The sequence below is a fragment of the Massilia sp. LMS1-1-1.1 genome (assembly GCF_040815535.1).
Taxonomy (GTDB): Bacteria; Pseudomonadota; Gammaproteobacteria; order Burkholderiales; family Burkholderiaceae_D; genus Janthinobacterium; species Janthinobacterium aestuarii.
Genome location: NZ_JBFPNG010000012.1, coordinates 642,072 through 656,910, shown reverse-complemented (window position 1 = coordinate 656,910; position 14,839 = coordinate 642,072). Strand labels below are relative to the sequence as shown.

The following is a 14,839-nucleotide window of genomic DNA, read 5'->3' as shown; positions in this document are numbered from 1 at the left end:
ATCTCTACTATCTGCTAGTTATCGGCGCCGTTGTCCGTGTTGTGCCACGGTTAACGGACTTACCAAGTGAAAACCACAGAGGCCGCGCGCTGCTCTGCACGGAACTCTGTGGTTGATAAGCATGCAGTGTACCGCCTAACGGCGGTCACTGCAAACGCACTTAGTTCAAGGTCTTGTGCAGGCCTTGCAAATCGTACACACGCAGCTCATCCAGGTGACGGATGCCTTCGACGGCCGCTTCCGCGCCCGCGATGGTGGTGTAGGTCGTCACGCGCGACGCCAGTGCCGAGGTGCGGATGGCCCGCGAATCGACGATGGCGCTGCGTTTTTCTTCCACGGTGTTGATCACCAGCACGATTTCATGGTTCTTGATCATGTCGACCACGTGCGGACGGCCTTCGATCACCTTGTTCACTGGCGTGACGGCGATGCCGGCAGCAGCGATCACGGCGGCGGTACCCTTGGTGGCGACCACGGTGAAACCGGACTCGACCAGGTCACGCGCCACTTGCACGGCACGTGGCTTGTCCGACGCTTTCACGCTGATGAAGACCTTGCCCGATTTTGGCAGGTTGACGCCGGCGCCCAATTGCGATTTCACAAACGCTTCGCCGAACGTCAGGCCTACACCCATGACTTCGCCCGTCGATTTCATTTCAGGGCCCAGGATGGTGTCCACGCCAGGGAACTTGACGAACGGGAACACGGCCTCCTTGACGCTGAAGTAAGGCGGCACGACTTCCTGCGTGATGCCTTGCGAGGCCAGCGATTGACCGACCATGCAGCGCGCGGCGATCTTCGCCAGTTGCAGACCGGTGGCTTTCGAGACGAAAGGCACGGTGCGCGACGCGCGCGGATTGACTTCCAGCACGAAGACGACGTCTTTCATTTCGCCATCGATCTCTTGCTTCTGGATCGCGAACTGCACGTTCATCAGGCCAACCACGTTCAAGCCCTTGGCCATCAGCGCCGTCTGGCGTTTCAGTTCTTCAATCGTTTCCGGTGCCAGCGAGTATGGTGGCAGCGAGCAAGCCGAGTCGCCCGAATGGACGCCAGCCTGTTCGATGTGTTCCATCACACCGCCGATGAACGTCGTTTCGCCGTCGGAGATGCAATCGACGTCGCACTCGATGGCGTCGTTCAGGAAGCGGTCCAGCAGCACCGGCGAATCGTGCGAGACCTTGACGGCTTCGCGCATGTAGCGCTCGAGGTCGCGTTGCTCGTGGACGATTTCCATGGCGCGGCCACCGAGCACGTACGATGGACGCACGACCAGCGGGTAACCGATTTCCTGCGCCAGCGCCAGAGCGTCGGCTTCCGTGCGCGCGGTGCGGTTAGGCGGCTGGCGCAGTTCCAGCTTGTGCAGCATTTGCTGGAAACGCTCGCGGTCTTCGGCCGCATCGATCATGTCGGGCGAGGTGCCGATGATCGGCACGCCATTCGCTTCCAGGTCCAGCGCCAGTTTCAAAGGCGTCTGGCCGCCGTACTGCACGATCACGCCGACCGGTTTTTCGATGGCGACGATTTCCAGCACGTCTTCCAGGGTCAGCGATTCGAAATACAAACGGTCCGAGGTATCGTAGTCGGTCGACACGGTTTCCGGGTTGCAATTGACCATGATGGTTTCGTAGCCGTCTTCGCGCATGGCGAGGGCAGCGTGGACGCAGCAATAGTCAAACTCGATACCCTGGCCGATACGGTTCGGGCCACCGCCCAGCACCATGATCTTTTTCTTGTCGGTCGGGTTCGATTCGCACTCTTCGTCGTACGTGGAATACATGTACGCCGTGTCGGTCGAAAACTCGGCCGCGCAGGTGTCGACGCGCTTGTAGACGGGACGGATGTTCAGCGCATGGCGCTGCTGGCGCACGGCCGTGTCGGTCGTCTGCAGCAAAAAGCCCAGGCGGCGGTCGGAGAAGCCCTTCTGTTTCAACTTGTACAGGGTGTTCTTGTCCAGGTTTTCCAGTTTCTGCGTATCGAGCCACAGTTCCAGATCGACGATTTCCTTGATCTGAATCAGGAACCATGGGTCGATCTTGGTCAGCTGGTGCACTTCTTCCAAAGTGAAACCTTGGGCAAATGCATCGCCCACGTACCAGATGCGCTCAGGACCAGGCTCGCCCAGTTCTTCTTCGATCTTTTCGCGGTCCTTGGTCTTTTCGTTCATGCCGTCCACGCCCACTTCCAGGCCGCGCAAGGCTTTCTGGAACGATTCCTGGAAGGTACGGCCAATGGCCATCACTTCGCCGACGGATTTCATCTGCGTCGTCAGGTGGTGGTCGGCGGTCGGGAATTTCTCGAACGTGAAACGGGGGATCTTCGTGACGACGTAATCGATCGACGGTTCGAACGATGCCGGCGTGGCACCGCCCGTGATTTCATTGCGCAGCTCGTCCAGGGTGAAACCGACGGCCAGCTTGGCGGCGATCTTGGCGATCGGGAAACCCGTCGCTTTCGATGCCAGAGCCGACGAACGCGAGACGCGCGGATTCATCTCGATGACGATCATGCGGCCATCGACCGGGTTGATCGAAAATTGCACGTTCGAACCACCGGTGTCGACGCCGATCTCGCGCAGCACTGCCAGACTGGCATTGCGCATGATCTGGTATTCCTTGTCCGTCAGGGTTTGTGCAGGAGCGACGGTAATCGAGTCGCCCGTGTGCACGCCCATCGGATCGAGGTTTTCGATCGAGCAGATGATGATGCAGTTGTCCGCCTTGTCGCGCACCACTTCCATCTCGTACTCTTTCCAGCCCAGCAACGATTCTTCGATCAGCAGTTCTTTCGTCGGCGACGCTTCCAGGCCGCGTTTGCAGATGGTTTCGAATTCTTCTTCGTTGTAGGCGATGCCGCCGCCGGAACCGCCCATGGTGAACGATGGACGGATGATGGTCGGGAAGCCCAAGGTGCGCTGCACGGCCCACGATTCTTCCATCGAGTGCGCCACGCCGGAACGGGCCGAACCGAGGCCGATCTTGGTCATCGCGTCCTTGAATTTCGAACGGTCTTCCGCCTTGTCGATGGCTTCCGGCGACGCGCCGATCAGCTCGACGTTGTATTTCGCCAGCACGCCATTGTTGAACAGGTCCAGCGCGCAGTTCAGCGCAGTCTGACCGCCCATCGTCGGCAGGATCGCGTCAGGACGCTCCTTGGCGATGATGCGTTCAACGACCGACCAGGTGATCGGTTCGATGTAGGTGACGTCGGCCATTTCCGGGTCCGTCATGATGGTCGCAGGATTGCTGTTGACCAGGATGACTTTGTAGCCCTCTTCGCGCAGGGCCTTGCACGCTTGCGCGCCGGAATAATCGAATTCGCAGGCCTGGCCGATCACGATCGGGCCAGCGCCAATAATCAGAATACTTTTAATATCTAAACGTTTAGGCATTTTTCTTTTTCTCCTCCGCAGCCATCAAGTTGATGAAGCGGTCAAACAGGTAAGCAACATCCATCGGGCCCGGCGACGCTTCAGGGTGGCCCTGGAAGCAGAAGGCCGGCTTGTCCGTGCGGGCAAAGCCCTGCAGGGAACCGTCGAACAGCGATTCATGGGTCACACGGCAATTCGCGGGCAAGGTTGCCGCGTCGACTGCGAAACCGTGGTTTTGCGAGGTAATCAAGACCTGTTTCGTTTCCAGGTCCTGCACCGGGTGATTGGCGCCGTGGTGGCCGAACTTCATCTTCAGCGTCTTTGCGCCGGAAGCGATCGCCATGATCTGGTGGCCGAGGCAGATGCCGAAGGTCGGAATGCCCTTCTCGATCAGTTCCTTGGTGGCCGCGATCGCGTAGTCACACGGTTCCGGGTCGCCGGGGCCGTTCGACAGGAAGATGCCGTCCGGGTTCAGGGCCAGGGCGTCGGCGGCCGTCGCTTGCGCGGGCAGCACGGTGACTTTGCAGCCGCGTGCCGTCAGCATGCGCAGGATGTTGCGCTTGACGCCGTAGTCGAAGGCGACCACGTGGTATTTCGCGTCCGCGTCAGCCAGCTGGCCATAGCCTGCACCCAGCGTCCATTCCGTTTCGCGGTATTCGTAGGCATCCTTGCTTGAGACTACCTTGGCCAGGTCCATGCCGGCCAGGCCGGGGAAGGAGCGGGCCAGTTCCAGCGCTTGCGCGGCGGATGGCTCGTTGCCTTGCGTACCGACGAGGATGGCGCCGCCCTGCGCACCTTTTTCACGCAGGATGCGCGTGAGCTTGCGTGTATCGATGCCGGCGATGGCGACGATATTTTCAGCTTTCAGGTAATCGGACAGGGAGAGGGTGGAACGGAAATTGGATGCCAGCAATGGCAGATCGCGGATGATGAGGCCAGCGGCGTGTACCTTGGAAGATTCGACGTCTTCCGGATTGACGCCGGTATTGCCGATATGCGGATAGGTCAGGGTGACCATCTGGCGGCAATAGCTTGGGTCGGTAAGGATTTCCTGATACCCGGTCATCGAGGTGTTGAAAACAACCTCGCCCGTGGTATGACCGGCGGCACCGATCGAAAAACCTTTAAAGATCGTTCCATCAGCAAGCGCTAATATGGCTGGAACGGCAGGGCCAGAAAAAAATGGCGGCAAGGGCAACTCCTGATAAAGTTACCGTAGCTGCGCCACGTCAGACCGACCGCCTAGATACCCGAGCCAGATGCACTCAGGGTGTTTCAACGGTCATTTTGAATGAGGGGATGGGTAGTCGCTACGGTATATGTGTGATTGGCTAAACCTTTGAATTATAACCAAAAGGAAGCTTTTCCACAAGGAAGAAAATACAGAAGCCCCGGCATTTTTTTGCGCAGCAGCATAAATCCCCTGCCCCATGAAAAAAGCCGCCCGGCTTGCGCGGAGCGGCTTGCAAAGCAATATCGGTTACTACTTACACTAAGGCTGCAATGCCCGCTTTCGCGATTTGCGCATCTTCCGCCGATTTCACGCCCGAAACGCCGACGGCGCCCACGTAGTGGCCATCGAACACGATGGGCACGCCGCCTTCGAGCAAGCCGTCGATTTCCGGCGCGCTCAGGAACGACACGCGGCCGCCATTGATCATCTCTTCATAGATGCGCGATTCGCGGCGGCCCAGCGCGGCCGTCTTGGCTTTCGATGGGGCGATGTGCGACGAGATCGGCGCCACGCCATCCATGCGCTGCAGCCACAGCAGGTGGCCGCCGTCGTCGACGATGGCGATCGTGACCGCCCAGTTATTCTTGACCGCTTCCGCTTCGGCGGCAGCAGCGATTTTCTTTACGTCGTCCAGGGTCAAAATCGGTTTCGATTGCATGGTGCATCCTTGTTATGTTGAAACAAAATTGTATACGAAATGCGCAGCGGCGCGATCGCTTACTGCTCGCGCTTCGCTTTCAGCTTTTGCTTGAGCTGCGCCATCACGGCAAAGGTCGCCTGCTCGCCCGCCAGGATGGCCTGGTTGCGGCTATTGAAATCGTTGCCCTTCATGGTGCCCAGGCTGGGCTGGATCACCACGTCCGCATCTTTCAATTCAAACTGATTGATGCGCTGGCCCATGATGGCGAACGTCTGCATCAGCACTTCCATCGAGCTGATGGCCTTCTGGGTATCCGTTTGCGACGAAATATTCACGGCGATGATGAAATCGGCGCCCATGTCGCGCGCAAAGCGCACGGGGACGGGAGCGACGAGGCCGCCGTCGACATAGGTGTGGCCGGCAATCGTCACGGGCTGGAACACGCCGGGCACGGCCGACGAAGCGCGCACGGCCATGCCGGTGTTACCGCGCTGGAACAGGATCGGCTGGCCATTTTTCAGATCGGTCGCCACCACGCCGAATGGAATCTTGAGTTTTTCCAGCGGCACGCCGCCGACGGCCTTGTTGACATAGCTTTGCAGTGCTTCGCCCTTGAGCACGCCGGACGACTTGCCGAACAGGGGCAAGGCCCAGTCGGAAATGGCCGCCTCGTCCATGTCGAACGCCATCTTTTGCAGGGCAAAGCCGGAATTGCCTGCCGCATACATGGCGCCCACCACGCTGCCGGCGCTGGTGCCGGTGACGATATCGGCCTGGATACCCTGCGACTCGAGCGCCTTGATCACGCCGATATGCGCGAAACCGCGCGCCGCGCCGCCGCCCAGAGCAAGGCCGATCTTGATCTTGCGCGGCGTGACGACGATGGGTTCGGGCGGCGTCAATACTTGTATCGGTTTCGGGGCGGTGGTATCGCAACCGGCCAGCACGAAGGCGGCCAGGGCAAGCAGGGTCAGGCGTTTAGGGAACATGGTGGAGAGGGGAAACCGCGCGCGGCAGTGGCAATAAAGGAGAGCCGATTGTAGCGCAAGCGGGGCCGCCCGCACTGAAGGTGGTCTTAAATGTTTACAAATGACAATGTTCCGAACCGTGCGCGCCCCTGCGGCTGCTAAACTGGCGCCTGGCTTCCTCCTCCCCCACCTCTACTAGCGGCTTATGAAAACAGACCTGTTCCGCCTCATCGCGCCCCCATGCTTGCTCGCTGCCGCCCTGCTGACTGCAAGCTGCGCCAACGCCGCCGCGGCGACGGAGCACCCGGATAGCATCGCGGCAAAAATGGAGGGATTTACGTGTACGGGGAAGCTGCAGATTCCCAATGATCAGGAGGAGCACACGATTGAGCTCAGCTTCGACGCTCCCGACCGGCACGGCGCGCAAGGCACCCACCTGGTTGACGGGCGCGGCAAAGCGGGGAACTTCTACGGCTGCCGGCAAAGCGGCGACAGCCTGTCTTGCACATACGACGCGGGGCCCGCCAGCGGACCGCTGACCATGCGCTTTAGCAGCAACTTGACGCAGGTAAAGGGCGAGTTCAATTCCCCGTTTGAAAACAGCGCCGCCATGCAATTTTCCGCACGCTGCCAAAAATCGGCGCCGTAGCGGTGTCCAGTCCATTTTACCGAAACGGACCTGCGGAACTTGCTCAAGGAAATAGCATGAATCAACAAGCCCTCGTGACAATCGACTTGAGCGAGATCAACTCGCCGCGCCAGCTGCATGCGGCCCTGGCGGCCGCACTGGGCTTCCCTTCCTTCTATGGCATGAACTGGGATGCGTTCTGGGATGCCATCACGGGCCTCGTGGACATGCCGCAACAGATCGAGCTGCGCGGATGGCCAGCGTTCGCGGCACGGCTGCCCGGCGAAGCCGCCATCCTGCAGCGCATCCTGGCGCGCATGACGCAGGAAATGCCAGACGAGGCAGCGCATGTGCATTACATGTAAAGCGGAAACGCTTGACAGCCCGGCCCGACTTCCCTTACATTAAGTGCATGTCCTCCTTCAAACATCCATCCCCTTCCCTGCTGTCGCTATCGCGACTACTGCTAGCACGCGCATAAGTTTGCCGCTTTGCTTCGCCTGGCCACACGCCGGCGTGTTTCAAAAACCCTGGAAGGTTTGATGATGTTTGCACCATCCCCATTCGTACACGTAATCCCCACTGCGACCGCCCCCGCTGGCATCGCAGCCGCTCTGCTACCGCTACCGATCGCTTGCCTGGCCTAGTGTCTCGTGGCCGCCCGGCAAGCTTGCGCCACAACCATTGATTTCCCCCCTATCTTCAGGAGTACCCGATCATGATGTTGCAAAACCCAGCTTCCAAATACCGCGCCTTTCCTCCAGTTAAATTGACCGACCGTCAATGGCCGAACCAGATCATCAGCAAACCGCCTATCTGGATGAGCACCGACTTGCGTGACGGCAACCAGTCGCTGATCGAGCCGATGAGCGCGGAAAAGAAGCTGCGTTTCTTCGAGATGCTGATCGCCATCGGCCTGAAGGAAATCGAAGTGGGTTTCCCATCGGCATCGCAGACGGATTTCGATTTCGTGCGCAAGCTCGTCGATGAAGGCCGCATCCCGGACGACGTCACCATCATCGTGCTGACACAGTCGCGTGAAGAACTGATACGCCGCACGGTGGAATCCGTCGTCGGCGCCAAGCGCGCCATCGTCCACCTGTACAACTCCGTGGCGCCCGTGTTCCGCAAGGTCGTGTTCGGCATGTCGCGTGAAGAAATCACGAATATCGCCACCACCGGCACCACCCTCGTCAAACAGCTGGTGGCCCAGCATCCGCAAACGGAATGGGGCTTTGAATACACGCCGGAATCGTTCTCGACGACGGAACTCGATTTCTCCAAGCATATCTGCGACGCCGTCAGCGCCATCTGGAAGCCGACGCCGGCCAACAAGATGATCATCAACCTGCCATCGACCGTGGAATGCAGCACGCCCAACGTGTATGCGGACCAGATCGAATGGATGTCGCGCAAGCTGGCGCGCCGCGATTCCATCATCATCAGCGTGCATCCGCATAACGACCGCGGCACGGCCGTCGCCTCGGCCGAGCTGGCAGTGATGGCGGGCGCCGACCGCGTGGAAGGCTGCCTGTTCGGCAATGGCGAGCGCACGGGCAACGTCGACCTGGTAACGTTGGCGATGAATTTGTACACGCAAGGCGTGCATCCGGGCCTCGATTTCTCCGACATCGACAGCGTGCGCAAATGCGTGGAAGAGTGCAACCAGTTGCCCGTCCACCCGCGCCACCCGTATGCGGGCGACCTGGTATTTACGGCCTTCTCCGGCTCGCACCAGGATGCGATCAAGAAAGGTTTCGCCAAGCAACAACCGGACAGCATCTGGGAAGTGCCGTACTTGCCGATCGACCCGGCCGACCTGGGCCGCAGCTACGACGCCGTGATCCGCGTCAACAGCCAGTCCGGCAAGGGCGGCATGGCGTACTTGCTGGAACAGGAATACGGCCTGGTCTTGCCGCGCCGCCTGCAGATCGAATTCTCGCGCGCCGTGCAAGCGGTGGCCGACGCCACGGGCCGCGAAATCGCCGCGCAGGATATCCATGAAATCTTCCAGAAGGAATACCTGGAGCAGACGGCGCCGTACGCCTACGCTTCGCACCGCATGGTGGAAGACACGAGCAGCGACGAATCCGTGCAAATCGACATCAGCCTGTCGCACCGCCAGACGCCGCTGGCCCTGCAAGGCGGCGGCAACGGCCCCATCGATGCCTTCGTCAACGCACTCGGTCTCGACATCAAGCTGATGGATTACCATGAGCACTCGATCGGTTCCGGCGCCAACGCGCAAGCGGCTTGCTACGTGGAATTGCGCCTCGATAACGGTCCGACCCTGTTCGGCGCCGCCATCGACAGCAATATCGTCACTGCCTCGTTCAAGGCTGTCTTGTCGGCCGTGAACCGCCGCATCAAGCAGACGGACGCCGAAAAAACAACAGCAACCGACGTGGCTGCCAGCGCCGCCTGAACACGGATCAAGCATCCCTCATAGGGAGAAAAAGCGGTACGGCTTGATCGCCGTGCCGCTTTTTCATTTCTATAAGGCAATTAGTAGTGCAAATCAGGTATCGCCAGCCGTATAATTGTTTCATAACAAGACCACCGGAGACAGATCATTAGCTACCGAGGGAATCAGTATGAAATTGACGGATATGAAGATAGGCGTGCGCCTGGGCGCCGGTTTTGGCGTGGTGCTGCTGCTGATGGCAGTGCTGGTGGGCACGGGCCTGCTGCGCCTGGACAAGATCGGTGCGCTCAGCGAAGCCATCATCGAGAAAGACTGGGCCAAGGCCGACGCCATCGCCACCATCCGCAGCACCACGCGTTCGAACGCGGCACTGGTGCTGGAACTGTTCATCCATGAAGATCCGGCCCGCGCCAACGCCATCCACGGTGAAATCGACGCCAACAAGGCCACCATCACCGATGCGCTGGTCATCCTCGACCGCCTGATCGTGCTGCCTGAAGGCAAGGAACTGCTGGCCACGCTGAAGCAGCAGCGCAAGGCCTATGTCGTCTCGTTCAGCCAGGCCGACAAGCTGCTGGTGGCAGGACAGCGGGCGGAAGCGGCCACGCACGTGCGCGACGATACCCTGCCCGCCCTGAATCAATTGCAAAAGTCCGTGAACCGCCTCAATGAACTCCAGCGCGAAGTGGTCGTGCAGGGCGGCCAGCAAATCAAACAAAATATTTCCGCAGCCAATGTGCTGATGGCCAGCCTGGGCGCGGCCGCCCTGCTGCTGGGCGTGCTCTTTGCGTGGCGGGTCACGCGCTCGATCACCACGCCGATCGCGTATGCCCTGCGCGTGGCGCAAGCCGTGGCCGGAGGCGACTTGAGCAGCAAAATCGTGGCCGACGGCAAGGATGAAGCGGGCCAGCTGCTGCAGGCGCTGCGCGACATGAACACCAACCTGGCCACCCTGGTGGGGCAAGTGCGCGGCGGCACGGGCACGATTGCCGTGGCGTCGAGCCAGATCGCCAGCGGCAATGCCGACCTGTCGGCCCGCACGGAAGCACAGGCCAGTGCGCTCGAAGAGACGGCCTCGTCGATGATCGAATTGACGGGTACCGTGCGCAGCAACAGCGACAATGCGCGCCAGGCCGACAGCCTGGCCCGCTCGGCGTCGGCCATCGCGCAGCGCGGCGGCTCGGCCATGGCGGAAGTGGTCGGCACCATGGACGCCATCAATGCATCGTCGCGCAAGATCGTCGACATCATCGCCGTCATCGACGGCATCGCTTTCCAGACGAATATCCTGGCCTTGAACGCGGCCGTCGAGGCAGCGCGTGCCGGCGAACAGGGACGCGGCTTTGCCGTCGTGGCCTCCGAAGTGCGCAACCTGGCGCAACGCTCGGCCGCGGCTGCGAAGGAAATCAAGGAACTGATCGCCGACTCCGTCGACCGGGTCGGCCAGGGCGCGCAGCTGGTCAGCCAGGCGGGCGCCACGATGGATGAAGTGGTGGCCAGCGTGGGCCGGGTCAGCGCCATCGTCGGTGAAATCAGCGTCGCCAACCACGAGCAAAGCGAAGGTATCGAACAGATCAATGCCGCCATCATGCAGATGGACCAGACGACGCAGCAAAATGCGGCCCTCGTCGAGGAAGCGGCCGCGGCTGCGGCGGCCATGCATGAACAGGCGGGCGAACTGGAAACCCTCGTCAGCCAGTTCAAGCTGGAACAAGGCGGCAAGGACAAGGCTCCGCCCCGCCCTGCTCCGTCCGCCCCGCGCTTAAACTAAGCCGATTACTCCACCTGGCGTGCCAGGCGGATGCCGGAAAATTGCCAGCGCGCGCCGGCGGGGAAGAAATTGCGGTAGCTGGCGCGTGCATGGCCGGCCGGCGTGGCGCAGGACGAGCCACGCAACACATACTGGTTCAGCATGAACTTGCCGTTGTATTCACCGAGCGCCCCGGGCGCCGTGCGGTAGCCCGGATACGGCGCGTAGCTGCTGCTGGTCCATTGCCAGCAGTGGCCGAACATTTGCCGCAATCCAGCCCCTGGGGCGCCCGCCTCCGGATGCAGCTGACCCACTTCCACGGCGATGCCTTGCGCCGCCAGCTCCCACTCCGCTTCCGTCGGCAGGCGCGCGCCAGCCCAGTGCGCATAGGCGTCCGCCTCGAACAGGGACAGATGCGTGGCCGGCGCCCGCAGGTCGAGCGGGCGCAAACCGAACAAGGTGAATTCCTGCCAGTGTCCGGCGTCATCGCGCTGCCAGTACAGCGGGCATGCCAGCTGCTGGCTGCGTACCCAGTCCCAGCCTTCGGCCAGCCACAAATGCGCCGTGCGGTAACCGCCCGCCTCGATGAAGGCGAGAAATTCCCCATTCGTCACGAGCGCACTGGCCAGTTCGAACGGCGCCACGTATTGCGGGTGGCGCGGCAATTCATTATCGAAACAGAAGCCATCGCCCGCATGACCGATCTGCGCCAGGCCGCCATCGAACGCGAGCCAGGCCGTGGGCTGCGCGTGTTCTTGCGCAGGCGCAGGCGCAGTGTCAAGGTAAGCGGGAAACAGGGCGCTCTGCGCGAGCAGGTGCTTGACGTCCGTCAACAGCAACTCCTGGTGCTGCTGTTCGTGCTCGAGACCCAGCGCCAGCAGCATGGTCAGCCGTTCTCGCTCGTCGCGCGCCAGTTCGCCCGCCAGCAAACGCGCGATGCGCGCATCGACATCGGCCCGGTAAGCGCGCACTTGGGCCATGCCGGGGCGCGTCAGCAAGCCCCGCTGGGCGCGCGGGTGCTTCTCGCCCACGCCGTTGTAATACGAGTTGAACAGCACGCGGAAGGCCGGGTGGAATGGCGCGAACGCCGCTTCCATGCTTTCCAGAATAAACGTTTCGAAAAACCAGGTCGTATGCGCGAGATGCCATTTCACGGGACTGGCGTCCGGCATGGACTGGGCGCCGCAATCCTCGTCGGACAGCGGTTCGGCCAGCAGCAGCGAGTGCTGGCGCACCTTGTTATAGTGATCGATGAGCATCTGTTTCTTAATCCCTGATAACCCGCGCGTAGATGACGGCAAACCACTGCTGCGGGTCCGTCCAGACTTGTACGGTGGAAAATCCGGCCTGTTCCAGCAAGCCAACGAAGGTGGCGCGCGTGTATTTGTAGCTGTCTTCTGTATGGATGCGCTCGCCTTTCGCGAAGCGCCGCTGGCCGCCTTTCCAATGCACAAACTGCTCGCTGCGCGCTTCCAGGTGCATTTCGACGCGGCGCTCGTCGGCGTTGAAAAAGCCATGGTGCTGCCACGCGCGCACGTCGAAATCGGCACCGATCAGACCGTTCACGTGGCGCAGCATGTTCAGGTTGAAGGCGGCCGTGACGCCCAGCGCATCGTCATAGGCGGCGTCGAGGATGGCGTCATCCTTGATCAGGTCGACGCCGATCAGCAGGCCGCCATCGCCGTCCGCATTCGCGCGCAGGCGGCGCAAAAAGGCGATCGCTTGCTCGGGCGCAAAATTGCCGATCGACGAGCCCGGATAGAAGAACAGGCGCCGCGCGTCGCGCACGCTGTCGGGCAAGTCCAGGCGGCTGGAGAAATCCAGGCCCAGGCCCGTCATCTCGATGTGCGGAAAGCGCTGCTGCAGCCGGCTCAGCGATTCGCTGAGGAAATCGTAGGAAATATCCACGGCCACGTACTGGGCCGGGTGCAACAAAGGGAACAGGCTGGCAGCCTTGGCGCAATTGCCCGCGCCCAGGTCGATCAGGGTGCTGCCCGGCCCCACGGCGTGCGCGATCTCGGCGCCGTGGCGAGCGAAGATGGCCGCTTCCGTGCGCGTCGGATAGTACTCGGGCAAGGCGCAGATGGCTTCAAACAGTTTCGAACCGAGCGCGTCGTACAGGTATTTGGGCGAGGTCCAGGCATCGCGCGCCAGCAGGCCGCTGCTGATCTCGGCTATCGTGGCAGGAGTGGCGCTGGCCGCTTCTGCGTTGCTGGCGGGATACAAATTGGACTGCTGTTGCGCAAGTGGCATGGTCATGGGCTGGCGTCGTCAATGTTAGGTTCACGAAGGGCTTGCACGGTCAGCCAACGGGCGCGCCGCCCCTGCCATAGCGGTTTGCAGGCGCCTTGCCGATGACTTTTTTCCATCATAACGGAATCCGCACAAGCCAGCCGTGCGGCAGGTAACTTAAGGTCAAACCGGCAGCGTGCACACAAAATTGGTATTACCAAGCAAAAAGCATAAGCCTGTCGTATACTACACATTGCCGGCCAAACAATCCGCGCGCCATTGCAGTTCCCAGGCCCCCCTCTCCCCCGCGTGCCTCCCTTTACGATAGCCGTTATTAATCAAGATCAACCATGCTCGAATTGCGCCATCTGTCGAAGTCCTATGCCAACGCCCGTCCCGTGCTGGCCAACATTTCCTGCCGCTTCAAGGCCGGGGAATTCATCGCCATCATGGGCGATTCGGGCGTGGGCAAGTCGACCTTGCTGAACCTGATCGCCGGCCTCGATACGCCCGATGCGGGTGCCGAAGCGCACCCTATCCTGGTGGACGGCATTGCCATGTCCAGCCTCGATGACGCCGCCGCGACCCGGCTGCGTCGCGCCCGCATGGGCTTTATTTTCCAGGCCTTCCACGTCTTGCCGCACCTGACCCTGCTGCAAAACGTGGCCCTGCCGCTGCTGCTCAACGGACTGCCCCAGGAGCGTGCCGCCAGCATGCTCGAGGCCGTCGGTCTGGGCGGACGCGGCGGCGATTTTCCGCAGCAGTTGTCGGGCGGCGAAATGCAGCGCGTGGCCATTGCCCGCGCGCTCGTGCACAAACCGGCGCTGGTGCTGGCCGACGAGCCCACCGGCAACCTCGACCCTGACACGGCGCACAGCATCCTGCAATTGCTGCGCGCCGAAATCAAGGCCAACGGCAGTTGCGCCATCATGGTCACGCATTCGCTGGCCGCCGCTGAAATGGCGGACCGGACCATGATTCTGACGAAAAGCGGCTTACAAAATACAACAACGGTCAACCAAATTGATCAAACAATCAGTTAATTTAACTGACCATCTGTCACAAGTTTTGTTATCGTAGTATTATTGAAAACACTTGCCTGGTTATCAATGTTGTAACGCGCATGTTGTCACGTCACCTCAGACAGCCGTACTGCGATGACGAACTTTAGCCGGGACCGCATACAGTGGTCTCGTCCCTTGCATAACCTGAAGGAGGAGTAAATGAACGTTCGGCAAAAGAAGCTGGAAATGATTGAAGCGATGAACCGGGCGCGTGCGCTCGAACCATCGAGTTTTGTCCCCAACAAGCTGCTCGATACCTTGATCGAGAAGTTGAACTTGAAAAATGATGCGGAATTGTGCCGTGTCCTGGAAGTTCAGCCTCCCATCATCAGCAAGATTCGACACGGCAAACTGTCGGTCGGTGCAACGATTTTATTGCGCATGCATGAAAAATCGGACATCACCATCCGCGAACTGAAGGAACTGTCCGCCACGCCAGTCCATTAACTTGCCCGCTGTTGTAATGCCATGCCAGGTACCCCAGGTTCCCGGCGCAATGAACTTTTGCCATACAATTCGCGTAGTTCG

12 protein-coding genes are annotated in these 14,839 nt (G+C 60.7%); 6 read left to right on the top strand and 6 right to left on the bottom strand.

Going from position 1 to position 14,839, the window contains the following annotated elements:
* Nucleotides 1-160: 160 nt before the first annotated feature.
* The 4 genes from carB to MRBLMS1_RS12925 all read right to left on the bottom strand — a co-directional run bounded on the left by carB (nucleotide 161) and on the right by MRBLMS1_RS12925 (nucleotide 6,233).
* The gene (gene carB, locus MRBLMS1_RS12940; protein ID WP_034786033.1) at nucleotides 161-3,391 is read right to left on the bottom strand and encodes a carbamoyl-phosphate synthase large subunit; all 3,231 of its coding nucleotides are present in this window, start codon (nucleotides 3,389-3,391) and stop codon (nucleotides 161-163) included.
* Entirely contained in the window at nucleotides 3,384-4,562 is a 1,179-nt protein-coding gene (gene carA / locus MRBLMS1_RS12935) for a glutamine-hydrolyzing carbamoyl-phosphate synthase small subunit (RefSeq protein ID WP_034757422.1), read from the bottom strand. Before carA ends, carB begins: the two co-directional genes overlap by 8 nt.
* A 295-nt stretch (nucleotides 4,563-4,857) precedes the next feature.
* Nucleotides 4,858-5,262: a GlcG/HbpS family heme-binding protein gene (locus MRBLMS1_RS12930; protein ID WP_034757420.1), complete on the bottom strand. Its 405-nt coding sequence runs from the start codon at nucleotides 5,260-5,262 to the stop codon at nucleotides 4,858-4,860.
* 59 nt (nucleotides 5,263-5,321) lie between these two features.
* A complete protein-coding gene (locus MRBLMS1_RS12925) occupies nucleotides 5,322-6,233 on the bottom strand; it encodes a patatin-like phospholipase family protein (RefSeq protein ID WP_034757417.1) in 912 nt (303 codons plus the stop codon).
* A 184-nt stretch (nucleotides 6,234-6,417) separates the two neighbouring features.
* Between MRBLMS1_RS12925 and MRBLMS1_RS12920 the strand changes: the two genes are divergently transcribed.
* The 4 genes from MRBLMS1_RS12920 (at nucleotide 6,418) to MRBLMS1_RS12905 (ending at nucleotide 11,036) form a co-directional block, all read left to right on the top strand.
* The gene (locus MRBLMS1_RS12920; protein WP_456149322.1) at nucleotides 6,418-6,861 is read left to right on the top strand and encodes a hypothetical protein; all 444 of its coding nucleotides are present in this window, start codon (nucleotides 6,418-6,420) and stop codon (nucleotides 6,859-6,861) included.
* Between the two features lie 56 nt (nucleotides 6,862-6,917).
* The gene (locus MRBLMS1_RS12915) at nucleotides 6,918-7,205 is read left to right on the top strand and encodes a barstar family protein (protein ID WP_485879655.1); all 288 of its coding nucleotides are present in this window, start codon (nucleotides 6,918-6,920) and stop codon (nucleotides 7,203-7,205) included.
* Nucleotides 7,206-7,558: 353 nt separating this feature from the next.
* Entirely contained in the window at nucleotides 7,559-9,265 is a 1,707-nt protein-coding gene (leuA, locus tag MRBLMS1_RS12910) for a 2-isopropylmalate synthase (protein ID WP_128139714.1), read from the top strand.
* Nucleotides 9,266-9,434: 169 nt separating this feature from the next.
* Nucleotides 9,435-11,036, top strand: a complete 1,602-nt coding sequence (locus tag MRBLMS1_RS12905; protein WP_485879654.1) for a methyl-accepting chemotaxis protein — start codon at nucleotides 9,435-9,437, stop codon at nucleotides 11,034-11,036.
* Between the two features lie 5 nt (nucleotides 11,037-11,041).
* On the opposite strand, the gene egtB is transcribed toward MRBLMS1_RS12905, so the two are convergent.
* Nucleotides 11,042-12,274, bottom strand: a complete 1,233-nt coding sequence (egtB, locus tag MRBLMS1_RS12900) for an ergothioneine biosynthesis protein EgtB (RefSeq protein WP_485879653.1) — start codon at nucleotides 12,272-12,274, stop codon at nucleotides 11,042-11,044.
* Between the two features lie 7 nt (nucleotides 12,275-12,281).
* Complete coding sequence (gene egtD / locus MRBLMS1_RS12895) at nucleotides 12,282-13,274, bottom strand: L-histidine N(alpha)-methyltransferase (RefSeq protein WP_485879652.1); 993 nt, start codon at nucleotides 13,272-13,274, stop codon at nucleotides 12,282-12,284.
* Nucleotides 13,275-13,597: 323 nt separating this feature from the next.
* Here egtD and MRBLMS1_RS12890 point away from each other — a divergent pair, with 323 nt between their 5' ends.
* Nucleotides 13,598-14,290, top strand: coding sequence for an ABC transporter ATP-binding protein (locus MRBLMS1_RS12890; protein ID WP_070219534.1), 693 nt, complete (start codon nucleotides 13,598-13,600; stop codon nucleotides 14,288-14,290).
* A 180-nt stretch (nucleotides 14,291-14,470) separates the two neighbouring features.
* Nucleotides 14,471-14,758, top strand: coding sequence for a hypothetical protein (locus MRBLMS1_RS12885; RefSeq protein ID WP_034757399.1), 288 nt, complete (start codon nucleotides 14,471-14,473; stop codon nucleotides 14,756-14,758).
* Nucleotides 14,759-14,839: the final 81 nt, after the last annotated feature.